At 66.9% G+C, this 24,582-nt stretch carries 19 protein-coding genes, 1 pseudogene and 1 CRISPR repeat array; of the genes and pseudogenes, 7 read left to right on the forward strand and 13 right to left on the reverse strand.

Features of this window, described 5'->3' with window-relative positions; all coding sequences use genetic code 11:
• Positions 1 to 105: 105 nt before the first annotated feature.
• The 11 genes and pseudogenes from ACO0M4_RS12245 to ACO0M4_RS12295 all read right to left on the reverse strand — a co-directional run bounded on the left by ACO0M4_RS12245 (position 106) and on the right by ACO0M4_RS12295 (position 12,623).
• Positions 106 to 1,227 carry a lipid II:glycine glycyltransferase FemX gene (locus ACO0M4_RS12245; RefSeq protein ID WP_430369902.1) on the reverse strand — a complete coding sequence of 374 codons (1,122 nt, stop codon included), beginning with the start codon at positions 1,225 to 1,227 and terminating at the stop codon, positions 106 to 108.
• Between the two features lie 159 nt (positions 1,228 to 1,386).
• Positions 1,387 to 1,623 (reverse strand): NUDIX domain-containing protein, encoded by a 237-nt coding sequence (locus ACO0M4_RS12250; RefSeq protein WP_430369903.1) that lies wholly within the window; start codon positions 1,621 to 1,623, stop codon positions 1,387 to 1,389.
• A 19-nt stretch (positions 1,624 to 1,642) separates the two neighbouring features.
• Positions 1,643 to 2,704 carry an adenosine deaminase gene (gene add, locus ACO0M4_RS12255; RefSeq protein ID WP_430369904.1) on the reverse strand — a complete coding sequence of 354 codons (1,062 nt, stop codon included), beginning with the start codon at positions 2,702 to 2,704 and terminating at the stop codon, positions 1,643 to 1,645.
• A 72-nt stretch (positions 2,705 to 2,776) separates the two neighbouring features.
• On the reverse strand, positions 2,777 to 4,057 hold the full coding sequence (locus ACO0M4_RS12260; RefSeq protein ID WP_430369905.1) for a nucleotide sugar dehydrogenase: 1,281 nt from the start codon (positions 4,055 to 4,057) through the stop codon (positions 2,777 to 2,779).
• Between the two features lie 2 nt (positions 4,058 to 4,059).
• Positions 4,060 to 4,524 carry an NUDIX hydrolase gene (locus ACO0M4_RS12265; protein WP_430369906.1) on the reverse strand — a complete coding sequence of 155 codons (465 nt, stop codon included), beginning with the start codon at positions 4,522 to 4,524 and terminating at the stop codon, positions 4,060 to 4,062.
• A gap of 14 nt (positions 4,525 to 4,538) precedes the next feature.
• Complete coding sequence (locus ACO0M4_RS12270; RefSeq protein ID WP_430369907.1) at positions 4,539 to 5,804, reverse strand: DegT/DnrJ/EryC1/StrS family aminotransferase; 1,266 nt, start codon at positions 5,802 to 5,804, stop codon at positions 4,539 to 4,541.
• Complete coding sequence (locus tag ACO0M4_RS12275; RefSeq protein WP_430369908.1) at positions 5,801 to 6,763, reverse strand: phosphotransferase; 963 nt, start codon at positions 6,761 to 6,763, stop codon at positions 5,801 to 5,803. Before ACO0M4_RS12275 ends, ACO0M4_RS12270 begins: the two co-directional genes overlap by 4 nt.
• The gene (locus tag ACO0M4_RS12280) at positions 6,760 to 8,454 is read right to left on the reverse strand and encodes a carbamoyltransferase family protein (protein WP_430369909.1); all 1,695 of its coding nucleotides are present in this window, start codon (positions 8,452 to 8,454) and stop codon (positions 6,760 to 6,762) included. The genes ACO0M4_RS12275 and ACO0M4_RS12280 overlap by 4 nt, the downstream gene beginning before the upstream one ends.
• Positions 8,455 to 8,459: 5 nt before the next feature.
• A complete protein-coding gene (locus ACO0M4_RS12285) occupies positions 8,460 to 9,542 on the reverse strand; it encodes a hypothetical protein (protein ID WP_430369910.1) in 1,083 nt (360 codons plus the stop codon).
• Between the two features lie 5 nt (positions 9,543 to 9,547).
• Positions 9,548 to 10,837, reverse strand: coding sequence for a radical SAM protein (locus ACO0M4_RS12290; protein ID WP_430369911.1), 1,290 nt, complete (start codon positions 10,835 to 10,837; stop codon positions 9,548 to 9,550).
• Between the two features lie 908 nt (positions 10,838 to 11,745).
• A pseudogene (locus ACO0M4_RS12295) lies at positions 11,746 to 12,623 on the reverse strand (GNAT family N-acetyltransferase).
• Between the two features lie 148 nt (positions 12,624 to 12,771).
• On the opposite strand from ACO0M4_RS12295, the gene ACO0M4_RS12300 reads away from it, so the two are divergent.
• Entirely contained in the window at positions 12,772 to 13,239 is a 468-nt protein-coding gene (locus ACO0M4_RS12300) for an N-acetyltransferase family protein (RefSeq protein ID WP_430369912.1), read from the forward strand.
• 48 nt (positions 13,240 to 13,287) lie between these two features.
• Here the strand turns inward: ACO0M4_RS12300 and ACO0M4_RS12305 are convergent, their stop codons facing one another.
• Positions 13,288 to 13,824 (reverse strand): nucleotidyltransferase domain-containing protein, encoded by a 537-nt coding sequence (locus tag ACO0M4_RS12305; protein ID WP_430371352.1) that lies wholly within the window; start codon positions 13,822 to 13,824, stop codon positions 13,288 to 13,290.
• A gap of 368 nt (positions 13,825 to 14,192) precedes the next feature.
• Positions 14,193 to 14,558, reverse strand: coding sequence for a hypothetical protein (locus tag ACO0M4_RS12310; protein WP_430369913.1), 366 nt, complete (start codon positions 14,556 to 14,558; stop codon positions 14,193 to 14,195).
• A gap of 100 nt (positions 14,559 to 14,658) precedes the next feature.
• Positions 14,659 to 16,456: direct repeats of the CRISPR family, unit length 29 nt; unit sequence CGGAACACCCCCGCGTCGGCGGGGAGAAC.
• Between the two features lie 181 nt (positions 16,457 to 16,637).
• Between ACO0M4_RS12310 and cas3 the strand changes: the two genes are divergently transcribed.
• From cas3 to cas6e, 6 genes are all read left to right on the forward strand, one after another.
• Positions 16,638 to 19,496 carry a CRISPR-associated helicase Cas3' gene (gene cas3, locus ACO0M4_RS12315; protein ID WP_430369914.1) on the forward strand — a complete coding sequence of 953 codons (2,859 nt, stop codon included), beginning with the start codon at positions 16,638 to 16,640 and terminating at the stop codon, positions 19,494 to 19,496.
• A 237-nt stretch (positions 19,497 to 19,733) separates the two neighbouring features.
• A complete protein-coding gene (casA, locus tag ACO0M4_RS12320; protein WP_430369915.1) occupies positions 19,734 to 21,317 on the forward strand; it encodes a type I-E CRISPR-associated protein Cse1/CasA in 1,584 nt (527 codons plus the stop codon).
• 30 nt (positions 21,318 to 21,347) lie between these two features.
• The gene (gene casB, locus ACO0M4_RS12325; protein WP_430369916.1) at positions 21,348 to 22,001 is read left to right on the forward strand and encodes a type I-E CRISPR-associated protein Cse2/CasB; all 654 of its coding nucleotides are present in this window, start codon (positions 21,348 to 21,350) and stop codon (positions 21,999 to 22,001) included.
• Positions 22,001 to 23,128, forward strand: a complete 1,128-nt coding sequence (gene cas7e / locus ACO0M4_RS12330; RefSeq protein WP_430369917.1) for a type I-E CRISPR-associated protein Cas7/Cse4/CasC — start codon at positions 22,001 to 22,003, stop codon at positions 23,126 to 23,128. The genes casB and cas7e overlap by 1 nt, the downstream gene beginning before the upstream one ends.
• Positions 23,125 to 23,898: a type I-E CRISPR-associated protein Cas5/CasD gene (gene cas5e / locus ACO0M4_RS12335; RefSeq protein WP_430369918.1), complete on the forward strand. Its 774-nt coding sequence runs from the start codon at positions 23,125 to 23,127 to the stop codon at positions 23,896 to 23,898. Before cas7e ends, cas5e begins: the two co-directional genes overlap by 4 nt.
• A complete protein-coding gene (gene cas6e, locus ACO0M4_RS12340) occupies positions 23,895 to 24,545 on the forward strand; it encodes a type I-E CRISPR-associated protein Cas6/Cse3/CasE (RefSeq protein ID WP_430369919.1) in 651 nt (216 codons plus the stop codon). Before cas5e ends, cas6e begins: the two co-directional genes overlap by 4 nt.
• The last annotated feature ends 37 nt before the right edge of the window (positions 24,546 to 24,582 follow it).

Here is a 24,582-nt window from a genome sequence, read left to right on the forward strand (position 1 = left end):
CCCAGGGCGCGAGGGGCTCCCCGCACTACGGGCAGGACAACTCACCCGCCCTCAGCTGGCGTTCCACCCGCACCAGACGCTCAGCACGAGGCTGCCGCAGTTGTCTCAGCGCCTGGACAAGTAGAGGTCGAGGGCCTTGTGCAGGACCTTGTTGAGCGGGTAGTCCCACTCGCCGAGGTATTCCACCGCCTGGCCGCCGGTGCCGACCTTGAACCGGAGTAGTCCCAGCAGGTAGTTGTCCTCCTCCAGGGTGTCGGTGATGCCGCGGAAGTCGTAGGTGCTCGCCCCGAGTTCGTAGGCGTCGGACATCATCCGCCACTGGATGGCATTGTTCGGCTGGACCTCGCGCTTGTGGCTGGTCGAGGCACCGTAGGAGTACCAGACGTGTTCGCCGACGGTCAGCATCGTGGCAGCGGCGAGCACCTCGCCCTCGTGACAGGCGAGGTAGAGGCGCATCCGGTCGTCGCCCTCGGCCCGCAGCGTGGTCCACATGCGCTGGAAGTAAGCCAGAGGGCGCGGGATGAACCGGTCCCGCTCGGCAGTCTCAACATAGATCTGGTGAAAGGCGGGCAGGTCGTCATAGCCGCCCTGCACCACTTTGACGCCGGCCTTCTCCGCCTTCTTGATGTTGCGCCGCCACTGCTGGTTGAGATCCCGATGGACCCCCTCCAGGGTCCGCCCGGCGAAGGGAACCTGGAACACGTAGCGCGGCTGGCCCGCGCCGAAGCCGTCCTCGCCACCGGGCTCGGTCTGCTGCCAGCCCATCCGGCGCAGCCGGTCGGCGAGGTCGAAGGCCCGCGGCTCGTGCGCGGTGGCCTCCACATCGCGCAGCTTCCTGGCCTGCGGATCGGCGATCGCGGCCTTGACCGCCTCGGCGCTCCAGCGGCGGGCGACCACGGGCGGTCCCATCTTCACCGAGAAGACGCCTTGCTTCTTCAAGTACGCGAGCATCGGCTGAAGCCACCGCTCCACGTCGGGAGCAGCCCAGTCGATGACGGGGCCCTCGGGCAGGTAGGCGAGGTACCGCTTCAGCCTCGGCAACGGCCGCATCAGCACCAGCCCGGCCCCGACGAGCCGGTCATCCTCGTCGAACCAGCCCAGGCCCTCCGCCCGCCAGTCCGGCTTCACATCCCCCCATGCGGGAACCTGCATGTGACTCACCGAGGGCTGGGCCGAGACGAAGGCCAGATGCTCCTCGCGGGTGATCGCCTTCAGGTGAAAGCTCATGCGCAGTGCTCCTTTGCTCGACGCACAAGCCTACTGAGGCGTACGGCACGTCCAGGTCCTTCATGCACACGGTGTCGTCGCACATGAAGCAGAAACAGACCGTCCAGCAAGATCACGGATCATGCTCATCGCGAGTGTCGCCAACCCCCGCCTTCGTACTCATACAGAGAGTCGTCCAACAATGGTCAGCTTGGGGGAGATGACGACGGTCAGGTCGGTGGCGATCTCGGTGAGCTGGGCGTCGGCGAGCTCCAGTCCGGTCTCTTCGCAGATCTCGCGGAGGGCAGCCTGGAGCGGGGGCTTGCCATCCTCGACGCCGCCGGTGATCGGCTGCCAGAATGCTTCGTGCTTGCCCGGCCGAGAAGTACGTCCTGGCCACGGCCTGTGATACAGCACTCGATACTGCATTTGGCTGTCACAGAGTCCAACCTGAATCGTGTGGGAGCTGGGGGCAGGGGCTGTTGGGGGATTCGGCGCCGCGGGCGTCGCTGTCGTCTCGTTTCATCCAAGCCTCGATACCGGTCAAGGTTTGTGCGATGACATCGGTGGGCGCGCCGGACGATTGGATTGATGTGCTCGCCATCTTGGCCAGTTGTTGGTCCGTCATTGACAGTTGGGTTCGGGCGATCTGGTACTCCGTGAGCACGCTGGTATTCAGCAGCAGCGGGTCATCGGAGCCGAGGGAACATGGCACCCCACTTTCCAGGAGGTGCAGTAGGGGATGTTCTTCGATGTGATTGACGACTCCCAGAACACGGTTGGACGTCAGGCACACGTCTAAGGTGATCCGTTCGGCGGCAAGCCGTTCTATGAGTGCCGGGTGCTCGACAGCGCGGATGCCATGGGCGATCCGGTCGGGAGACAATACGTCGAGTGTGCTGCGGATGCTCGGTCCGCCCATGAGCTCTCCTGCATGCGGTGCGGTGATCAGTCCTGCATCCCGGGCGATGGCGAAGGCTTCACTGAACGCCTCCGGAGGAGTGGCGACCTCATCACCGGTAAGGCCGAAGGCCACAACGCCGCGGCCGGCATAGTCGGCGGCGAGTCTCGCGAGGACAGCGGCATCTCGCGGATCACGGTTGCGGCTTGCGCTGAGTGTGATTCCGAAACCGACGCCGACGGGCCGGCCTGCCGAATTTCCGGTGTCCAAGACGAGGTTAAGCACGTCTTCGGCCGAGCCGAGTGCGGGAGCGTAGGACGTCGGATTGAAATGTGGTTCGATCCAAACGGCGCCTGAGGCTGCCGCGTCCTCGACGACCTCTCGTACCAGGCGCCGCATGTCACTTCGTGTTTGAATCAGCTTAACGACGGCACGGTAACAGTGCTGGAACGCATCAAACGAGTGATAGCAACCGACCTGCGGCGTCGGCTCGGTATAGGTGCTTGCCAGATCCGCGAGGGTTCCGGGCCGCATGGCGCCTTCGAGATGGAGGTGCAGGTCTGCTTTCGGCAGGTTCGCGAGGGTGCGGTCACTCAAGGCGATATCCCTCGTTGTTGAGAGTGTGGGGTATGGCCATGTCCTCGGGGTAAGAACAGGTCAGACAACAGGTCACAGGCGTTCAACGTTTGCGCCGCTCAGGCGTGCTCGGCAGTCCAAGACGTACGGCGCGTGTTCCTCGATGAGCCGGAGATTGAACGCATCGTGGTCTGTCAGCAGTACGACCGCGTCGGAGGCCGCCGCATTGTTCGCGGTGAGCTGGGAATAGTGCACTCGGGTATCGAGGTCGAACGGTTCGTCGACGTGAGGGTCGACGATCTCTACGTCCGCTCCGTGTTCGGCGAGGAAGCGGGCGATGGTAATCGTCGGCGAGTTCCGGATGTCGCCGGTGTTGGGCTTGTAGGCCATGCCGAGCAGGAGGATGCGTGAGCCGTTGACCGACAGGCCCTTCCGGTTGAGAGCATCGGTCAGGCGTTGCACGACATAGGCGGGCATCGCGGAGTTGACCTCGTTGGCCGCCTCGACCAACCGCAGTGCCCGGCCTGTCTGCCTCCGGACTTGCCAGGACAAGTAGGTGGGGTCGACCGGAAGGCAGTGTCCGCCAACGCCGGGGCCGGGTGTGAAGCGCATGAACCCGAATGGTTTGGTGGAGGCGGCATCGAGTGCCGCCCAGATGTCGGTGCCAAGGTGTTGAGCGTGGACGGCGAGTTCGTTGACCAAGGCGATGTTGACTTGACGGAAGGTGTTCTCCAGGAGTTTAGCCAGTTCGGCGTCGCGCACCGCAGTGACCTCGACGACAGTATCGACGAGGCTCCGGTAGAAGTCACCCACGGCTTTCAGCGACGCATCGTCTATCCCGGAGACGATCTTCGGCGTGTTCTGGAGGGTCCATATTCGGTTGCCGGGGTCGATCCGTTCGGGGCTGTAGCCGAGGTGGAAATCCTCGCCCGCCCGCAGCCCGGAGGTGGCTTCCAACAATGGTTTGAGAACGTCGTCAGTCGTTCCCGGATATGTGGTGGATTCCAGGATGATGACGCAGCCCGGCTGAAGGTGTGGCGCGAGTGCCAGGCCGGCATGCTTGATCGCGGAAAGATCTGGTGCACCGTCGCGTAGCGGCGTCGGTACCGCGATGACTGCGACATCGAACCCGGCCAAGTCTTCTGGGCGCGTGGTTGGCGTGTAAAGCCCGTTCGCCAGAACCGTCGCGATCTGCTCCGCCGGCACATCGGGGTTCAATGACTCCGCGGCCTGCAGCCGTTTCACGCGGTCTGCGTCGGTGTCGAATCCCACGGCCTGGTAGCCGACTTGTGCTGCCCGGATGGCCAGCGGCAGGCCGACGTAGCCTTGGCCGAGTATCACTGTGCGCAGCGGTTCGGAGGATGCGTCGACCACTGTCACTCGACCGGTCGGGGCAGGTCGGCGGCCAGCAGACGCTCGTGAAGCTCGCCCAGAGCTGTGCGGTTGCTGTCGAATCGCAGCAGGTCGTTCGCCGCCTTGTAGTCCAGCCACTGGACGGCGGTGTGTTCATCAGAGAGCTTGATCACGATGTCAGTCAGGTCCGCGGCGAACGAGTACTCAGGCACAACGTAGGTTCCCGCCGGCCAGCTGTCTCGATCAGCGAAGAATCGTGCTGGGATGCTGGCGGTGGTCTGCAGCGGGTAGAGCGCGACCGCCCGATCGAGGCCGAGCTCTTCACACGCCTCGCGGACGGCGGCCTGCTGTGGACTCTCGCCTGACTCACCGCCGCCGGCGACTGCCTGCCAGACATTCATGTCCTGGCGGCGCAGAACAGCGAATTCGATCTGCTCGCCGACCCGGCGGAACGGTACGACGAGGATTTGGAATGGCGCTCGGGGCATTTGACTCTCCTTGGCTAGGAATCGGATGGAACACGGGTCGTGGCGCGCTGATGCTCCGCTTCGGGGAGTTGGCCGCAGTTGTCGTGGATCTTCTTCACTGCACGTACGACATCAGCGAGTTCCGATGGGTCGTCGAGCAGCATGCCCGACCCGGCTGCTTGTCCGAACAGCACCAGCCTGGTGCAGGCAGCACGGGCCCGCGTACACGACACGGTCCGTGAGGGCGCGTAGTCCTGGGCTGCGGCGTCGGCGTAGATCGGCTCGTCGGGACAGGCGATAAGGTCGCGGAGACCGACAGGGACGCCTTCCGCTCTCAGCGCATCGCGGAAGGAACTGGTTGAGATGTTGCCGAATGCTTCGGGATCGAGGGCGAACGCGAGGGAGAACCGGCCATGTCTGGTTACCCGTGGGTCGAGATCGGCGGGCACAGGCCGCAGCCCTGGCACGCTGGACAGCGCGCTGGTGAGGAAGGCTGCGCCCTTCGTTTTCGCTGTGAGCTGGTGGTCCAGGCGTCCGAGCTGGACACCCAGTACGGCCGACTGAAACTCGCTGAGCCGCAGGTTCCAGCCCAGTTCGGGGTGGTGACCGGTGACGCCGAGGGGGCGGCCGTGATCGCGTAGCGATGCGATACGTGCTGCGAGCTCACCATCTCGTGTAACGACCGCTCCGCCCTCTCCGGCGGAAATGTTCTTGGTACTGGCGAAGCTGAACACGCCGACGCTGCCCAGCGATCCGGTGTGAGCGCCGCTCCAGGTCGCGCCGAGAGACTGGGCGCAGTCCTCAACGATCGGGACACCGTGTTCGGCGGCGATGCGCCCGAGGCGGTCCATGTCGGCCGGGTGCCCGCCCAGGTGAACGGCGATGATCGCCTTCGTCTTCTCGCTGATCGCAGCTTCCGCGGACGAGGGGTCGATCGTGTGGGTGTCAGGGTCGATGTCCGCGAACACCGGCACACCGCCGAGCACGGACACGGCGGTGGCAGTCGCCACATAAGTCATGGCGGGGACGACGACCTCGTCACCGGCCCGGACGCCCAGTGCTCTGAGAGCGATCATCAGTCCAGCAGTGCCGTTCGAGACCACCGCCACGTGCGGCACGTCGAGGTACTTGCCGAGCGCCCTTTCGAACGCCTCACCCTGTGATCCGCTGTGGATCCCGCCCCAGCGGCGGCTGGTGAGGACACCGGCAAGCGCACCGAGCTCGGTCTGGTCGAACTGCGGCCAGGGCTGGAAGGCGCGGGTCCGTATGGGCGGCCCACCGTAGAGGGCGAGGGTGGTCACGGCTGAGCCTCCTCTGCGAACCTGCGCAGAAGGCCGCTGTGCTCGATGATCCAGGTCAACTGCTGATGGCGGGCCCGCGCGAAGGCTGGCATGCCGCGGATCTCGCCTTCGGGCGTGGTGAAGGTGCGTGTCTCCGCCGCCTGAACGGTGAGATACAGGTCGATCATGATGGCACGGTCGCTTGCGGGGATAGGCGCGACGGCGTGGTACGCGTTGAGGTAGCGCCGGAACGTCGAGCCCAGCAGGCGCGCGGGCAACTCTGGGCTGATGCAGGCCATGAAGGCTCGGACGATCTCATAGGGCCGCGGAAAGCGGGAGACTTGATCAAAGTCGATGAACAGGCGACGGTCCGGGCTGTGCGTGATGAGCAGGTTGTCGGGGCATGCGTCGCCGTGCACCCAGCTTCGGGGCACGGCAGCCAGCGACTGCGCGTCGAGCCCGAACTCCGCGAGGATCTGGATTCGCCAATCGATCGCTTCCCGGCTGGCTGCATCGTCAGTATGCCGCCGGATCCGCTCTAGGTCTGCTGTGGGGGTATCGGGCAGCTGAAGGAAGTCCGCGCAACGGCCCTGCGGGCTGAAGCTTTCGAAGTGGCTGTGCAGAGCGGCGAGCGCGGAGGCAAAGACAGGCGGTCCAGCACGCACTGCGTGATCGGCGTATTCGGCCACGGTGTACGTGGCATCGCCGACGTGGGCGGTGCGGTGGCCATCGCGTGTGAGCCGCAGGGGTGGGGCGAGGCCGGCCCGGGCCGCGTGCTGATGTGCCTGAGCAGCGAGTTGAACGCGTGCCGGGTCGAACCGCCGATTGAACCGCTTGACGACGAGCAGCCCCTGGGCCGTGGGAACCACTGCGGACTGTCCGACGTGCCCGCCGGGAAGCAGCCGCGCAGGTCCGCTCGCCTGTAATCCGTACTGGCGCAGGCACGTGGACAGCTCCGTCGTGCCCATCGTCGTAGTCACTTGGTCAGCACCCGATTCCCCATGACGAGCAAGTCCAGCCCCGAAGAGTAGAAGGTGCGGATCGCGTCCTGGGGGCTGCACACGATCGGTTCCTCCGCGAGGTTGAACGAGGTGTTGAGGACCGCGCCGACGCCGGTCCGGTCACGGAATCTCGTGATCAGCCGGTGGAAGAGTGGATTGGTGCGCATGATCACGGTCTGCGGTCTGGCGGTGCCGTCGATGTGGACCGCGGCCGGGATGAGGTTCCGCGCCTCGTCCCGCACCGGCAGCGTGCGCTCCATGAAGTACACCGCCGGTTCCGGGCCGAAGAAGGTGGCGAAATCCTCGGCGAGGACGGCCGGGGCGAAGGGCCGCCATGGCTCACGGAACTTCACCGCGCTATTCACCTGGTCGCGCATGCGCACGTTGCGGGGATCAGCGAGGATGGAGCGGTTCCCCAGCGCCCGCTGCCCGAGTTCCATGCTTCCCTGGAACCAGCCGACGATTTTCCCCTCGGCCAGCGCGTGTGCGGCGGCATCGGCCGGATCGTCCACAGCCGGCGCGCGCAGCTTGGCCAGGGACAGCGCCTCGTTGATCGCGGTCTGCTCAAAGGAGGGGCCGTAGTAGTTGTGCGTCATAGCCGGACCGCGCTCGGCCTCAAGCAGGACGCAGTGCGCGTACAGGGCCGCGCCGATGGAGGTGCCGCTGTCATCGGGGCAGCTTGAGATGAAGACCTCGTCGAACGGCGTCGAGGACATGATCTTCCCATTGAAGACGGAGTTCATGAATGTTCCTCCGCCCAACGCAACCTTTCTCAGCCCCGTTTGCTGGTGCAGGTCGGCGAGAAGGTAGTGGAGGGCGTCCTCCAGCACATGCTGGACGGCTGCGGCGATGTCATGGTGCCGGGCGGTGATGCGTTCATCCGGTCGGCGTGGCGGCCCGAACCGGTGGACGAACTCCTCGCTCACTGCACCGCGAGAGGGGCGAAGGTAGTAGCCGAAGTAGTTGAGGTCGAGGCGGATCGTGCCGTCCTTGAAGTCGATGAGGTCCCTGAGCAGCTTGTAGGCGGCGCTGTTGGGGTCTCCGTAGGCGGCCAGCCCCATGACCTTCCACTCGTCCCGGTCGATCCGGAAGCCCAGGTAATGGGTGACTGCGCCGTACAGCAGTCCTACCGAGTGGGGGTAGAGGATAGTGTCCATCGTGGCGAAAGTGTTGCGGTTCCCGACGGCGCGCAGCGCGGTGCAGTCCTCGCCTCGGCCATCGACGGTCAGGACGGCGGCCGACTCGAAGGGGGAGAGGAAGAAGGCGTTCGCCGCGTGCGCATCATGGTGGTAGACGTAGTCGATGGTCAGCGGCTCACTAGCGGTCTGCAGGATCTGCGTGGCGCACCCTTGATACGGCGCGTCCAGCAGAGCGGCGAGGTTGTTCGGGATCGAGTAGAGCCCTTCGGGATGCCAGCGGGCGCGTCCGGCATAGCGGCCGTCGGGCACGCTCAAGTCGATCGTCGGGTTCGTGCTCACCGCGATCCGGTCCACACCGCGGAGACCGTCTGGGACAGTGGACAGGCAGTACTCGATCGCGCGGGCGGGGAAGTCGCGCGCGTGCTTGCGCCGGGTGAAGCGTTCTTCCGCCGCTGCCGCCACGACGTGTCCGTCCTCGATCAGCGCGGCCGAGGAGATGTGCAGATCGCTGGCGATCCCGAGAATGCGCATATTCCTCATCCATCCACCGACACGCGGCACATTAGGTCTTCGATCACTCGGCTCGTCAGCGCGAGCGCAGCCGGCGGCTGGATCAACCGATACGCGGGAACCTTCGGGATCCGCAGCTCGGTCTCGTTCGCCGGTCCGGCCAAGGCGGCCTGCTGGGGGAAGACTTCGGCTGGACGGCGCAGCAGGTTGTGCGTCCACAGCGTCCGGCGTTCGTCCTCGTTGAGCCTCTCCAGACGCGGTGTGACCGCGTCTGGATCAAGGCACGGTTCGATGGCCACGCCGAGACGGCATTGAGGCATCACCGTGCTGTCTGCTGCTGCGGCCAACTCCTGCGGACGTATCCCGAGACGAGTCTCCAGGTCATCACGGTGGGCTCCGACGTCACTGAACCGCTGCGACCATCGGCGCATGAGAGAGGCCCGCAGTGGGCCGTCGCCCAGAGCCAGCACGCTGCCCGCACGGATCCCGATCTGGATGGGGAAGCCGAGAGTGTCCACGGCGTCAGAGCCAGTGTCTTGGACGAGGGCAAACTTGTCGTTGCTCACAAGTAGCGCCCTGAGGCTGTCCAGGCAGTGCAGCAGCAGCGTCGTCTTGCCGGCCATCCGCCTCCCGATCAAAGCCACGCCCACTCCCCGCAGCGTGAAACAAGCAGCGTGGAAGAACGGACAACCGTCCCCAAGGAGTGCGCGGAGTACGAGCGCGCGCAGTATCCGGACCGCCACCAGCATGGGCTCGTCCCTGGTGGCTGCCGCCAGGAACAGATGGACCGTCGAGTGCGTGTCATCCACGAAGCAGACCGTGTCCGGCGAGGTGGGCAGAACCGCTCGGCGCAAGGGCGGTGTGAGCCGGGCGTCCTTGACCGAGCCGATCAGTTCTGGGTTCACGTCATGAATGAAAAGCCGTGCTCTGACCGGGGAATCTCCTCGTGCGAAGAAGCCCTCGGTGTACCACGCCACGTAGTCGACGACCGGTGACGACGCGATGATCTCAACCCCAGCCATCACGAGGCCGAAACGGTCTCGGCGAAGGGACGTAGAGGGGCGACGTGCCCAGGCGTCCAGATCGTTGACCGACAGGCTGTCCTGCACGGAGATCACCTCTCGATCAGGTAGGCACCGCCGTTGACCAAGTCGGCCACGTGCCCCTCCAGACGATCGATGCCGCTGGTCACCGCGACCTGCTTGGCTTCTGCCAGGAGCCGGTTCGACCGGTTCTTGAACGGGTCGCACACTTTGGGGCAGATCGCCGGGAGCTGGCTGCGCAACTGTCGGCGTAGCTCACCTTCCCAGACCGTCGCGAAGGACTCATCCAACGCGCTGCCATAGCCGAAGCCGCCGGGCCGAGGGTGGTAGTTGCACGGGTACAGGCACCCGTCCGAGCCCACCGCGGCCATAAGGTCGGTGATCGAGCACGTAGAGCATGTCCGCGCCATCTCGGCGGTCTGGCCGATCTTGTGGATCTCAAGCAGCCGGAAAGTATCGGTCGTCAGGTCACCGCGGATCTGCTCGATCAGTCGGGAGGCATGGCGCGCCTGGTCGGGAGTCAGCGGACGTTCGCCGGAGTTGTCCTGCTTCAAGCGCAAGCTGTCGGCGCCTGCTTGGCGGATCAGGCGGGCAGCCGTGTACACCTCGTGGTAGTTCTCGGGATACATGACGAAGGAAGTGTTGATCTCTACTTCCGATCCGGTTTCGGCTCGGCGCTGCACGAGTCGCGTCAGGTTGGCCATCGCGCGCTCGAACATGACCTTGCCGGCCTTGCGGCCGCCGTACTTCAGGTCGGCGTAGGTCTCTGGTGTGCCGGCGTCGATGCTGATATGCACGTATCCCGCTGGGAGCAGAGCTTCTATGCAGGCGTCGTCCATCAGTACGGCGTTGGTGAAGATCCCATAGCGGATTTCGCGCTCGGCCAGCAGGGCGAATGCCGGGATCAGTGCCTTGCGGGCGACGAGCGGTTCGCCGATCAGTCCGGAGAACGACACAGCTTCCACTTTGAAGACATCGGAGCGGTCTTCGCCGCCCTGCCGGTAGGGAGCCTCGACCTCGTAGTCGACGATGTCGCCGATCAGCTTGAGCATGTTCTCCGGGCTTGCCAGATGGTCCGGGAGCCGGTCCAACGCGTCCTTGGCCGCGTCCAGCATCACCAACTGCTCGCGCTGCTCGTCCCACAGCTCAACGGGGACGTGGTCTCCGATGCACCAGGCGCAGCGCAGATTGCATCCGCTCGACGGATGAATCAAGACCTCGTACGGAGGAACAACCGCACCCTGGGACACAGCAGCAAACCGCGCCCAGTGCCGTCTGAGCACGTCGAGTTCATTGAAGCGGCCGGGCAGGTCGCCGCGGACGTACGGAGCGAGCGGATTTGTCTCCACCACATTGGACATGCGAGAACTCCCAGGCATTGTCGGTAGTCGCTACGTTCTGCGGTGATTGTCATTTCATGACAATTCTGTGATCAGGTGTGCGGGCCAAGTGCGAGACAGTGACAATCTGGCGCGCGGGCGGTGCAGACTGTGTGCATGTCGTGGCGCGTAGCCAACGATGGCTCCTTCTCGTCGTGGCCCATCACTCAAGCTCGTCCCCGCCTCTAGTGGAAGTGGCGGCGCCTGCTAGATGACCTGGCCCAGGCATCGCGCGGCAAACGGGCAGGGCTTGGGCAGCTGCGGCGCTTGGCGTCTCTACGGCCACCTGCGGTGGCGCAGTAGTCGGGTGGTCAGGATCGTGGCCGCCACAGGAAAGGCCCCCTCGCGACTTGGCGTGCGAGGACCATCCCATTCTCAGGGATGGTGTTCGCGGACAGATTGTCCGCACCCTAATCGCGCCAACTACTCCTGCACTTAAAGGAGTTGTGCTACGCGACGCCTGCCCAAGTGCCGAACGCGGACAGTTCGGCGGACGGGTGTGCATCCATACGCAGCAGTGAGCCGACCGTTTCACGTACGGATGGGTGGAATCGCGTGTGGTTCGTGGCGATCTTCCTTGCCCGCTTCAGCTCGGCGAAGGCGCCTCCGCGGTCACCGTCCGCCACGCGTGCCGAGGCGATATCGATGTGGTGGTGGCTGGATCGCTCGCCGACGGTGGAGGCCGGCGGTGCCCACTCCGATCCCCCCTGCCCCCATTCGGCGAGCAAGTTCCAGCGCATCCAGATGAGAAGTCCCACTTCTGTGGCGCGAGCGTGGATCGCCCACCGAACGTGATGGCCTGAACGCCCATCACCTCTTGCTTTGCGCCACCTATGCCTGGCTGCTGTCCTGCCCCGCCACTTCTGATGCCCGCGGGGACGGCTGTCCCTTCATACCCGCGCCGCGCACGAGAAGTTGTACACCGCGAAATCGGTGACCGTGCCGTACCCGATCCGCTGGTAGAGGCCGTTGCTGGTGGGGTTGGCCAGATTCGCGAACAGCAGGACCTCGGGCGCACCTGCGGCCAGCGCGGCCCGGCTCGCCTCGGCCGTCGCTGCGCCTGCGTAACCGCGTCCGCGCAGATGTGCCGGGGTAAAGGCGGGGGCTACCCGGATCTGGCCGGCGACCATCGGGGTTACGCCCGCCATGGAGACGGGGGTGCCGTCCGGTGTCTCCCAGAACGTGATGCGTCCGTAGGCGATGCGCGTGTCGACCCAGGAGCCGGGGTCCGTGGGGGCTACCGCTCCGATGGCTTCGACGAACTCGGGGTGCCAGAGCAGGAGTTGATCGCGATCGTGCTCGCCCGCGACTCGGCTCCGGCCCTCCGGGAGCGGCTCCGGTGGAGTGAGGGTGCCGAGGCGGTACAGGCGCTGGCGCTCGTGGAGTGTCGGTGTCGCGCCTGTGCGCCGTTGCCATGCCTTGGCGAAGGTGGTGGCGGTGTCGTGGTCCGCGGTGATGCCGGGGCGGGGGTGGCCGAGGTCGGCCAGGTGGGCGGCGAGGGAATCGGCCTCGTCGAGGGTGATGGGGGTGAGGCTCAGGCGGCGGGGCAGGGCGGGGTGCGGAAGAACGTCGCGCTCACCTCGCCCGCCCGCTCCAGCCACCCGAAGATGGGGGCTTCGACGCCGTACGCGTCAGGTCCACGCATACGCAGTGCCTCGGTCACCGTCAGCGGGACGGTGTGCAGGGCAGGGCGTGAGCGCAAGAAATCTCCGGCTCGGGCAAGAAAGTCGTCGACGTCTACGGTGAGGTGTCAGTCATCCGGGCGCATGTCTCATAGTCCTGCGTGCTGCTGGTGCGCGCCCGCAGTTTTCCGCTGGGGCGGACGCCCGCTCCCAGATCCACGGCTCGGAATAGGTGTGCCCTCACGAGCCCACAAAGGCGTTGAAGCGGGAGGCAACGCGGCTCAGGATAGAGACGTGATTCAGGTCCGCACTGCATCCACAGAAGATGTTGCGTTACTCGCGACCCTCAACACCATCGTTCATGACCTGCACGTTCGGCACCGACCCGATCTGTTCGTGGACTCTCCGGAGCAAGAAGAGTTCTTCGAAGGGCAGATAGCCGATCCGTCAGTTACCGTCCTCGTCGCAGACGGGACAGACGGCAAGGCCCTCGGGTACGCCCTCGCCCGAGTCATCAGCCGGCGCGGCAACGCTCTCATGAGGCCAGACCTGATCATCTCCCTGGACCAGATCGCTGTCCTCCCTGATGCTACTCGTACTGGAGTTGGCTCAGCACTACTGGAAGCCGTACGTGAAGTGGGACGCAGCGCAGGCTGCCGGCGCCTCGTAACGGACGTCTGGGACGTCAACGAGGAGGCTCGTGCGTTCTACAAATCTGCCGGCTTCAGACCAATGAATCACCTCCTGGATCAGCAGCTCTGACCACAACGTGGAAAGACAGCTCCCCGTCCCTCCAGCGGGCAGCAGTGTTCAGTCCCCTCCGCGCCGGTACCCGACCCACAACCGACCGCCGCATCGACCCAGCACACCGTCGACCACACTGACCAGTTCAGCCTCGCGGCCCGCCAGAGCATCACGAACCGACTCGTTGAGCCGGCCACTGAAGCCAGGCTCGATGGCATCAACGTGCCGCGCCAACCACTTACCGCCCCCAAGCCAGCACCCGTTCACCGTCAACATCAACTCCGCTGCCCTCCGGGCAAGTTCACTGACAATGAAGAGCCGCTCTCCACGGTCATCACATCCCGCAAGGTCGTCCAGAAGGCCGGTGATCGCGTATCGCCGATCCTCAAGTTCCACCGATGTCGCCTTCGGGGCTCCCGCGGCTACGAGGGCCTGGGCCTCCGCGGCGATCTCCTCACCGACTCCGTCCCGGTCGAAGAGGAGTACGCCGGCTACGCACATCCACAGCAGCAGTGAGCGGCGTTTGCTGATCTCTCGCTCAACAAACACGCGCCAGGACTCCCCGGTGTGAACAAACAGCTCTACCGGCCACTGGCCGTGCAGGAGGCTCTCCCGTTACGGAGCCGGCTCCCCTCTCAGCAGCACCACGATGTCCAGGTCGGACATCGCCGTACGGCATTCAGTGATGGCGCTGCCTCCCAGAAAGGCAGCTCGGGCAGCGGGAAGATGTTCATCGACAACAGCGCATGCCACGGCAACTGGATCCATGCAGCCACTATCCGGACCATTTGACGACTGCGCATCCGTTTTCCACCGGCACGATCACTGAGTATCACTCGAAGAGAGACATTGGGAAGATGGCCTTGGCATCCACAGGGAGAGTGGACGCGGAGTAGTGGTTGGGGCATGTTGCCCGTAATCTTCTGTGATCGTTTTCGCCCTCGCGGCTTCGACGCGTTGACCAGAACTAATCAGACACGGCGAGCTGAAACCACGACTGCCATCTCGGCGAAGAAGAAGAGCCCCTCCGCACTGGCCTCTTGGACAGCCGTGAACCACTCCTCAACCTCGACGGTGTCCACTCGCCCGCAACCCCGGAGCGCGGTGGAACGCAATAGGCCCCGGATGTCGCCGACCCGACGTGCCGCATGGCCTGTGAACTCGGTCGAGTGCGTCACCAGTACTTCTACGCTCGTCCGGACAAGTGGTGACGCCTCCACCAGCCCAGGCAGCTTTCGGCCGATCCGTCCATCTGAACTGTCCATCCACGGTGGCGCATCGTCGGCGAAGGCGTGCAGGATTTTCCTGTCCAGCTCAGCAGGTGCACCGGAGATCACGAACGAGTCGAAGTCAGAGTGGGAGAGTTGCGCATCGCGGGGACACCTCCCGCTTCGGCGGGGAGGACGCGTCCTGGACGGTGACTGCCGCGGCGGCCTGCGGAACACCCCCGCGTCGGCGGGGAGAACGCGTTGGAGTACAGCACGTAGTGCGCGGGCACCGGAACACCCCCGCGTCGGCGGGGAGAACTCCCGCACCCGCTGACGGCCGGCCAACTGGAGCGGAACACCCCCGCGTCGGCGGGGAGAACGAGCACCGCGACGGCGCGGAGTACGAGTTCAACGGAACACCCCCGCGTCGGCGGGGAGAACCCTATGGAGTCGTGTTCGCCGCATCGACTGTCCGGAACACCCCCGCGTCGGCGGGGAGAACGAAGGGCGGAGGAGTTCGCCCAACTACACCTACGGAACACCCCCGCGTCGGCGGGGAGAACTCCTCGTCGTATCGTGGCCGGACCTCGATGGCCGGAACACCCCCGCGTCGGCGGGGAGAACGGGAGTCGGCGGCGGCGTCGGAGTCTTGTTGTCGGAACACCCCCGCGTCGGCGGGGAGAACGCCCTGACGATGGCCTCCCCTGCCGATCTGGACGGAACACCCCCGCGTCGGCGGGGAGAACAGACCCTTTCGACGCTTGAGGAGATAGCTGATCGGAACACCCCCGCGTCGGCGGGGAGAACGCCAAGTGTCCCGCGCGGGACACTTCCGCGAGCGGAACACCCCCGCGTCGGCGGGGAGAACGCGGCACTGCGGACCTCGCCGGCGGCCGTCTGCGGAACACCCCCGCGTCGGCGGGGAGAACCTGGCCGGCGAACCGTGCGCCTCCGCCATCGCCGGAACACCCCCGCGTCGGCGGGGAGAACCGGAAGCGGCGGACCCCGAGGCCGCCCAGAAGCGGAACACCCCCGCGTCGGCGGGGAGAACCGTCAGCGCCCGGAGTTCATCCAGCGCCGCCGCGGAACACCCCCGCGTCGGCGGGGAGAACGGATTTCGTCTCGCACCAAAGAGACGCAGTCGCGGAACACCCCCGCGTCGGCGGGGAGAACCTCGGTGCCGGAATCGTCGGATTCTGGATGAGCGGAACACCCCCGCGTCGGCGGGGAGAACGACGACACCACCGACGAACGCGCGCAGATCGACGGAACACCCCCGCGTCGGCGGGGAGAACGCGCTGCGCGAGGACGTGGACGGCGAGGGCGACGGAACACCCCCGCGTCGGCGGGGAGAACAGTCTCGTCGCGGCGGTGATCTCCAATTCGACCGGAACACCCCCGCGTCGGCGGGGAGAACGCACCTCGTTCCCGCACCCGGTGCACACATGGCGGAACACCCCCGCGTCGGCGGGGAGAACCCGCCCTGTGGTTGTTTCGCTGTTCGGGGATGCGGAACACCCCCGCGTCGGCGGGGAGAACTCGTAGACGACCGCGAAGTCGTCACTGACCGACGGAACACCCCCGCGTCGGCGGGGAGAACCGCAGCGCACTGAACGCTTCACTGCGGGCGATCGGAACACCCCCGCGTCGGCGGGGAGAACGGTGATTTCTGCGGTGGCCTTGTCCTGGATGCCGGAACACCCCCGCGTCGGCGGGGAGAACCCCCGCCCCGTGCTGCGGCGCAGTGCGCTTGCCGGAACACCCCCGCGTCGGCGGGGAGAACACCATCCAGTCCGAGGCGTCGTATCCGATCTCCGGAACACCCCCGCGTCGGCGGGGAGAACGACCAGGCCGTGAGCGTCGCGCTTAAGGAGATCGGAACACCCCCGCGTCGGCGGGGAGAACGTGCTGGGGGCGGCCTGGCCGGAGGGCTAAGCCGGAACACCCCCGCGTCGGCGGGGAGAACGCCGTCCTTGCCCCGGACCGGGAGAGGGCTGTCGGAACACCCCCGCGTCGGCGGGGAGAACACTTCCTGACCTGGTCTTCAGCGGCCGCTTTGCTCTTTCTTTGCTGATCTCGGCCGAGCTTCGGTTGTCGGAGGTTTTGCCGCGGCAGGACTGTAGCGGGTTGGGCTCTTGGGCACTGTCATTGGCCCGTGGTTGGGTCGTCAAAGATGCTCGGTGTTTGAATGCGGGAGGGCTCGAAGTGATGCGCAGGCCGTCTGTGGAAGTGGATGAGTCGGCATGGGGTAAGGCGCGTGGTCTGGACTGGGCGCTCCCGCCGTATCCGTTGGTGAGACATCTGCTGGACGCGGCCGCCATAGCGTTGTTCTTGTGGGATCGGTACCTCTCGGAGAGCCAGCGGCGTTGTATCGCCGCCGGGATGGGAATGGTAGGCGAACTCGGTCGGGCGCGTGCGATGACCGCGTTGTGCGCTGGACTGCACGACGTGGGGAAGCTTTCGGGCTTCCAGTTGTGTGACGTGCGTGCCCGTGAGCGGTTGAGTGACGCACTTCGCCGGGATCAGGGGCGCATCGGAGTAGAACGAATGCCGCATGAGGTGGCGGGGATGCATGCCGCTGCCGCGGTCCTGGCCACCTTGGGTTTCCGGGATGGCGACGGTTCGGTGAACGGTGCGGTGCGCCGCGTGGCGGAGGTTATCGGTGGGCACCATGGCCGGTTTCACGAGTTCGTTGACCTTCATCCGGGAAATGTGGATCTGCTGGGTGGTGTGACCTGGGCGAGGCAGCGGGAGGCGCACGCCGGGGTGGTGTTTGAGGCGCTGGGTGCGCCGGTGCCTCCGGATCGGGTGGATGCGCCGGCGGCTGTATTGGTGACCGGCGTGGTGATTCTGGCGGACTGGCTGGTCAGCCAGGAGGACTACCTGCGGTTGCGACAGCGGGAGTTGGATCCATCCTTGACCGCGCATTTCGAGCGATCCCGCGCGGATGCCGAGGGGCTGGTACGTGAGGCGGGCCTGCTGCCGGTGGAGCTGGAGCGCAAGCGTTTTGCTGAGGCGTACGGGATCGCGGGGGAACCTAATCCGTTGCAGCGGTCGGTGGCGGAGGAACTCGCCGCCGCGGTCGGCACTGGAGGTCCGGGTGGTAGCGGGCTTCGGGGCGGCATCCTGCTGGTGACGGCGGCGCCTGGGGATGGCAAGAGCGAGACTGCTCTGGAGGCTGAGCGGGTGCTGGCTGACCGGTTCGGCACGCGTGGGTTTGCGTTTTTGCTGCCGACGATGGCGACCAGTGACCAGATGTACCTGCGGGTGGCGGGCGTGGTGGCCCGGCAGGCGGGGGAACAGGCCGGGCTCACCCTCACGCACAGTATGGCCTGGCTGAACAGCGCCTACGCGGTGGACGAGTCAGGCGGGCTGCGGGTGGTGACGTGTGAGGGAGAGGAAGACGGCGCGGACGGCGGAGCGCGGCGTGAGGTGGACATGCGTCCGCGGCGCTGGCTGCGCGGTGCCAAGAGGCCATTGCTGGCCCAGTTCGCGGTAGGCACGGTGGACCAGGCGCTGATGGCGGTGCTCCCGGTACGGCATAACGCGCTGCGGCTACTGGCGTTGTCCGGAAAGACGTTCATCCTGGACGAGGCGCATGCGTATGACCCCTACATGCAGGTGTTGTTGGGCCGGTTGCTGAACTGGCTGGGCTGGTACGGGGTGCCGGTGGTGTTGCTGTCGGCGACGCTGCCCGCGTCGGTGAGCGACCGGTTGATCAAGGAGTACCTGAAGGGGGCCGGGCACTCGAAGCGGGAGCTGAAGGATCGCACCTTTAAGGCCCCGTATCCGGGCTGGCTGTATGTGGACGCGGCGGACGGGGCGTGCACCCGGATCTCGGACGTACGGCAGAAGGAGCAGGCCGCGGCGCGCCGTATGAAGCTTGCCGTGCAGGTGGAGCCGGTCGTCCACGGGGCGGCGGGCGGCGAGCGGAATCGGCTGGCGGTGATCGAGCGGTTGCTGGAGCCGGTGGCCGGGGACGCCGGCGGTTGTGCGCTGGTGGTGTGCAACACCGTGGCGGACGCGCAGCAGACCTACCAGCGCCTGCGCACATTCCTGGAAGCCCGCGGGCACCTCGCTGGTGAGGTGCAGTTGCTGCATGCCCGCTTTCCTGGCGACGACCGCGAGCAGCGCACCCAGACCGTCACGGCCGGGCTGGGACGCTCCGGGCCCCGGCCCGAGCGTCGGATCGTGGTGGCGACCCAGGTCGTCGAACAGTCCCTCGACCTGGATGCGGATGTGGTCATCAGCGATCTGGCTCCCTTGGCGCTGTTGCTGCAGCGGGCGGGGCGCTGTTGGCGGCACGAGACCTGGTGGGCTCAGCGCGGGCGCCCGCACGGCCGGGGCCGGCCCACCTGGGCGGCGGGCCCGCGGCTGGTCGTGCTGGACCCGTTGGCCGCTGGCCGGGGTGTGCCGGGTCAGTGGGGCGAGGTGTATGCGGAGTTCCTGCTCCACGCCACCTCTGAGGCCCTGGCGCGGCGGGGAGCGGAGCCCATCGCGATTCCGGAGGATGTGCAGGGTCTAGTCGAAGAGGTGCACGGCGATCGGGCGGAGCGGTTCGCTTGGGACGACCCAGCGAAATCCGCGGCCTACACTGCCTACCGGGGCAAGGAGTTGGCGGAGAGGAGTGTCGGGGACATTCTCGCCATTCCCCGCGCGCGGAGTGTGCCGGGGCTGCACAAGCTGCACCATCTGCGAGGTGCTGAGGAAGAGTGGGAAGCGGCGACCCGGCTCGGCGCTGACGCCGTGCGCCTGGTGTGCGTCTACGCGCACGCCGACGGCACGACCACTTTGGATCCGGAGGGGACCCGGCCATTGCCGGGATGGGGAAGCGCCCTCACCCCCGCGGATGTGCGGTCCGTGATGGGCCGCACTATTCCGGCCAACGCGGACTGGTTCCGGGGGGAACTGACGACCCATCGTGTCCCGGACGAATGGGCTGAGCACCCGCTGCTCGGCGACTTGGTGATGCTGCGGCAGTCCTTCGTCGACGGTCAGGTGCAGCCCGTCCGCGTGGGCAGTAAGAGTCTGTATCTGGATGCGGATTTGGGGCTGGTCAGGCAGTGACATGTTGAGCCCGGGGTGGCGATGCCCGTCCGCCTCCGGCCCAGACGTCCCAGAGGCGCCCCGTACCCCAACCCCATGAGTTCGCAAGGGAGTTCGACTGTTCTGTTCTGGCCCGCCAGTGTCAGTGGTGCCTGCTTCACTGTGCCCAGTGCCTCGCTCTTCACCACGAGCGTGAAGCACGCGGCTTTGTCGTGCCGTCGTGCAGCGAGGCGACCAGGACAGACTGAGGGAGGGCGCATGGCCGATGGGTTCGACCTGCGCGACGAGCAGTGGATCCCGGTCCGGTTAGCGGCGGGGGACGCCACTCGGGTAGGGCTGCGGGAGCTGTTCCATCGGGCGCACGAGATCGTGGACGTGGAGCTACCCGTGCCGCCGGCGGCGTCTGGGCTGCAGCGCATCCTCGCGGCGATGACCGCGCGGATCGCCCGGGACGAGGAGGGGGTGCGCCTGGACGACGAGGATGCGGCGGAAGAGATTGTCACGTGGCTGGAGGTGCGTGACGGGGTCCTGGCCCGGGGCCGGTTCGATCCTCGGGCAGTGGATGCGTATTTCGATGACGAGGTGCCGTCGGGCCGCTTCGACTTGTTTGATCCGGTGCGGCCCTTCTTGCAGGATCCGCGCCTGGTAGCGGAGTGCGTGGACGGGCGCGGCAACCCCAATCCGTCGGGCGTGAACAAGCTGGTCTTCGGGCGTCCCACCGGGGTCAACGGAGCGGTGTTGTTCGGGCACTTCACGGACGGTGAGCCGGTGGCGGTTCCGGCGGCCGAGGCTGCGTGGCACCTGATCGCCCAGCTGTACTACGGGCCGGCCGGGCAGTGCACCCCGCGCCGGATCACCCAGGTGAAGCCCGGCAACGGCGACGCGGGCCCGCTGCGCAAAGCGGTGTCGTATCACGCGTGGGGGCCGGACCTGTTCACCAGCCTCGTGCTGGGCGTCCCGGTGCCGGACGATGCCGCGGCCTCGGACGAGGGGGACGTGTGCCCCTGGGAGGCGGCGGATCTGCCGGATCCGCTCGGGCCGCCTTCTGAGCTGACCTGGCCGGGCGGAGTGCTGACCGGCCGGTTTCGGCACGCTGTGCTGCTGGTGCCGTCCACGGACCGCAATGAGGTCATCGACGCCTACATCACATGGTGCACCCACGAGCCCAAGCAGAAGGCGCGCGACCCGTACGTGATCCTCGACCGGGATAGAGAAGGCCGGCTGGAGGCGCGCGAGGCAAATGGCACACGAGCATTGTGGCGGGACGTGGACGCGCTGCTGCTGAAGGACACCGGTCACCAGTCGCTGCGGCCGCACAGCCTCGACGGCCTCCCACCGCAGCTGCGCCCTCGCCTCTCCGTACGTGCGTACGGGTTCCACCAGGATGGCAAGCAAACGGACACAATCTGGTTCGAGGCGACCACTCCGCCCATCCTGCAGTGGCAGGAGGAGGCCGACGCGCGGATGGCCCGCCATATGGCCCGCTGCCACCAGGCCGCTGAAGACGTCGGCTCCCGTCTGGACTATGCCGCACGCCTCGCCTGGAAACTCGCCAACGACACCAGCGCCGCCTCCGCGGCCAAGATCAAGCTCGATGCGCGGAAGCCCGGCCCGTGGGCCGCGGCAGCGATGAGCCGCTATTGGCCCGCGGCCGAGCGGGAGTTCTGGCGGCTTGCCGACCCTGCGTGGTGCGATACCCCGCCACTGCCGTCGTTGGTGAAGGCCGCACTGACGGCGTTGGATGACGCCATCGGCCAGGCTAGCCGGGCCGACATCCGCGTCGCCCGTGCCCGCACGCGCGCTCGCGCGGCCGTGCGGGCTCTCCTGCGCGCCGCTGCGTAGCCCACCACCCACCGCTTTCAGGGATGTGCCATGACTTCCACCTCCGTGCCACCACCGACGACACCTACTCGACCGCAGCACTCCGACAAATTCGTTGCCTACGTGCTGTCGCTGTGCGAGAACAAGCGCGTCCAGTCCGACCTGCGCACCGGTCTGGGGCTGCCCGTCGAACGCTGCAACTACCTTCACCGCTATCTCGTACGGCGCCTGCCGGAGCGCCTGCACCGCGATGCCAAGCGTGCCCACTACGCGGTGGCCGCGCTCATCGCAGCCCGGCCCCGAGCCGCCCGCGACGCTGACGCGGAGCGTGCCGATCAGACGGATCCCGTGTCCGACTGGCCAAAGCGCCCGAACCTGGGCGCCAGCCTGGCTGAGGCCACAAACGCCGGGGTCATCAAGCCCGACTCGGCCGAAGGCGACCTGCACCTGTTCAGCCGCCAAAGCAGCGACGCCCTCCACGCGCGGCTGCCTGCGCTGACCCGGCACCTGCAGTCCAGGGGCATCGCCCTGGACTGGGCGGTGCTGCTGGAGGACCTCACCTGGTGGGACCGTGACCGCGACCGCATCGCGACCCGCTGGCTGGAGAACTACTTCCGCACCGTCAACCACGGCGACGGCGCCGACGACACGGACGCCAACACCCCTGTCACCGACACAACCGACCTGCACGAGGAGAACATCTGATGGCCCTGTTCATGGACCTGAGCGCCACCCAGTCGGTGCCGGCCGCCAACCTCAACCGGGATGACCTCGGATCGCCCAAGACCGTCCGCTACGGCAACGCGCCCCGCATCCGGGTCTCCAGCCAGTCCTGGAAGCGGGTGATCCGCCACGGTGTCGAGCAGGACCTCGGTGAGAAGGCCGCCCGCACCCGGCTGGTGCCCGTCAAGGTCCGCGAGGCCCTCAAGAGCGCCGGATGGCCTGCCGACCTCGCCGAGTTCGCCGGCGTCCAGGTCGCCGCGAGCGCCGGCAAGAAGGGCATCGGCACGGAGAAGGACGGCCACACCTCGGTCCTGCTGTTCCTGCCGGAAAGCGGTCTGGAGGAACTCGTCGCGGTCTGTGTCGAGCACCGCGAAAGCCTGGAGCAGAACGCCGCTAAGAAGAAGCCGGGGCAAGTGCTGCCGGCCGACCGCATCGAGGAGATCCTCAAGCGCCGCACCGCCTCGATCAGCTTGCTGGGCCGCATGCTCGCCGAACTGCCCGGCGCCAACGTCGACGGCGCTGCCCAGGTCGCCCACGCCTTCACCACCCACGCCTCCGAGCCGCAGCGCGACTACTTCACCGCCGTCGACGACTGGCTCGGCGAGGCCGACACCGGCAGCGGCCACCTGGACACCAGCGAATTCAGCGCCGGAGTCTTCTACCGCTACGCCACCGTCAACATCACCGACCTGCTCACCAACCTCGACGGCGACCACAAGGCGGCCCGCACGGTGCTGGGTTCCTTCGCCGAGCACTTCCTGCTGTCCCTGCCTCAGGCGAAGAAGAACAGCACTGCCCCGCACACCGTCCCCGACCTCGCCCACCTCGCCGTCCGCACCCAGCGCCCCCTTTCCCTGGCCGCAGCCTTCGAGACACCGGTCAAGCACAGCGACGGCGGCTTCGCCCGCGCCTCCCGCGCAGCCCTGGCGGCGTACGCGCACAACCTCAATCGCCTCACCGGTAGCCGCCACCGGTCTTTCCACGGCCATGCCGCCATCACCGACGACACCGTGGACCTGACTCCCCTCGGCCCGGCCCACGACTCCTTCTACGACCTGATCGACGCCGCCGTGGACGCGGCCCTGCCCGTCTCCGGGGAGCAGGTGTGACCGGGCTGGTACTGCGACTGGCCGGCCCCCTGCAGTCCTGGGGCGAACGCTCGGCGTTCACCCCGGAGCGGGACACCGCGCCGTTCCCCACCCGCTCCGCGCTCATCGGCATGTTCGCGGCCGCGGAGGGCATCGCCCGCCACGACACAGCAGCCCTGCAACGCTATGCCGCACTGGAGTTCACCGTCCGCATCGACCGACCCGGCGCCCGGCTCGTCGACTACCACACCGTCGGCGGCGGCCAGCCCAAAGAGAAGACTGCCGCCACCAGCGGCGGCAACCACAAGGGCGCTGCCGTGGTGACCCGCCGCCACTACCTGGCCGACGCGGTGTTCGTCGTCGCCGTCTCCGGCCCGGATGGGGACATTGCGCGCCTCGCCGCCGCCCTGCACCAGCCACACTGGGCGCCGTACCTGGGCCGACGCTCCTGCGTCCCGGACGAGCCCCTCCTGCTGCGTACCGACACGACCGACCCCATCGACGAACTGCTCCACCGCGTGCCGCTCAGCCCCGACCCGGAACGGTCCACGCCCCAGGACGGCGCCATCCCGGTCACCTTCCTGTGGGAGCGTGCGCCAGCCCCACCCGCGCGGGATATCGACATCCTCACTGTCCACGACGTTCCACACAGCTTCGCCCCACACGGCCGCAGTCACGGCAAGCGCCGCCTGTACCGCACGGTGGAAAGACTCCCCACCTCCCTGGCAGTCGGCTCCCACAGCCTGCACCGACGACTGATCGACTACGCCATGAAGGAGGTCCCCGCATGAGTCCTCGCGTGGCACTCGCCCGCATCCGCCTCAATCCCCACAGTCGCTCCGTTCAGCGTGACCTGCGCGACCCCACCCAGATGCACCGCACCCTCATGCGGATGGTCCCCGACGGTCTCGGAGATGGCTCGCGTCAGGCCGCTGGACTGCTCTACCGCCTCGACGAATCCGCCACCACCAGCACACTTCTCGTGCAAGCCACCACCCTTGACCCCACCCGTCTCCCCGACGAATACGGTCACACCGACATCAAGGACCTGACCCCGCTGTTCAACGCCCTCAAAAAGGGACTCGCTGTCCGCTACCGCATCGTCCTCAACCCGGTCAAACGCGAACGCCTCCCCCTGGAACAGAAGGACAAGCGCGGCAAGATCGTCCCGCTCTTCGGGCCGGACGCCGACCAGTGGTGGACGCGCCGCGCCGACGATGCCGGGCTACAACTCCAGTCCCTGCTGCCCACCCCGGTCACAGCCGTACGATCCCGAGCCAAAGATGCTCCATCTATGCGGCACAACCTGCTGCGCTACGACGGCACCGCCACAGTCACCGACCCCGATGCCCTCACACATGCCCTGCTGACAGGCATCGGACGAGCCAAGCCCTACGGCGCCGGCCTGCTCAGCCTCGCCCCGGCGGCCGCAGCGTGAACGCACTCCCCGGCGGCGGGGAGGCCCGCAGGCGCCT

This window comes from Streptomyces sp. RGM 3693 (assembly GCF_050471125.1).
Classification (GTDB): Bacteria; Actinomycetota; Actinomycetes; order Streptomycetales; family Streptomycetaceae; genus Streptomyces.

Bases quoted from the DNA above. Each gene is read 5' to 3' on its own strand.
- ACO0M4_RS12245 (WP_430369902.1), bottom strand. From the start codon at position 1,227: ATGAGCTTTCACCTGAAGGCGATCACCCGCGAGGAGCATCTGGCCTTC.
- casA (WP_430369915.1), top strand. From the start codon at position 19,734: ATGGCCGATGGGTTCGACCTGCGCGACGAGCAGTGGATCCCGGTCCGG.
- ACO0M4_RS12290 (WP_430369911.1), bottom strand. From the start codon at position 10,837: ATGTCCAATGTGGTGGAGACAAATCCGCTCGCTCCGTACGTCCGCGGC.
- cas6e (WP_430369919.1), top strand. From the start codon at position 23,895: ATGAGTCCTCGCGTGGCACTCGCCCGCATCCGCCTCAATCCCCACAGT.
- ACO0M4_RS12280 (WP_430369909.1), bottom strand. From the start codon at position 8,454: ATGCGCATTCTCGGGATCGCCAGCGATCTGCACATCTCCTCGGCCGCG.
- cas3 (WP_430369914.1), top strand. From the start codon at position 16,638: ATGCGCAGGCCGTCTGTGGAAGTGGATGAGTCGGCATGGGGTAAGGCG.
- casB (WP_430369916.1), top strand. From the start codon at position 21,348: ATGACTTCCACCTCCGTGCCACCACCGACGACACCTACTCGACCGCAG.
- ACO0M4_RS12265 (WP_430369906.1), bottom strand. From the start codon at position 4,524: ATGCCCCGAGCGCCATTCCAAATCCTCGTCGTACCGTTCCGCCGGGTC.
- cas7e (WP_430369917.1), top strand. From the start codon at position 22,001: ATGGCCCTGTTCATGGACCTGAGCGCCACCCAGTCGGTGCCGGCCGCC.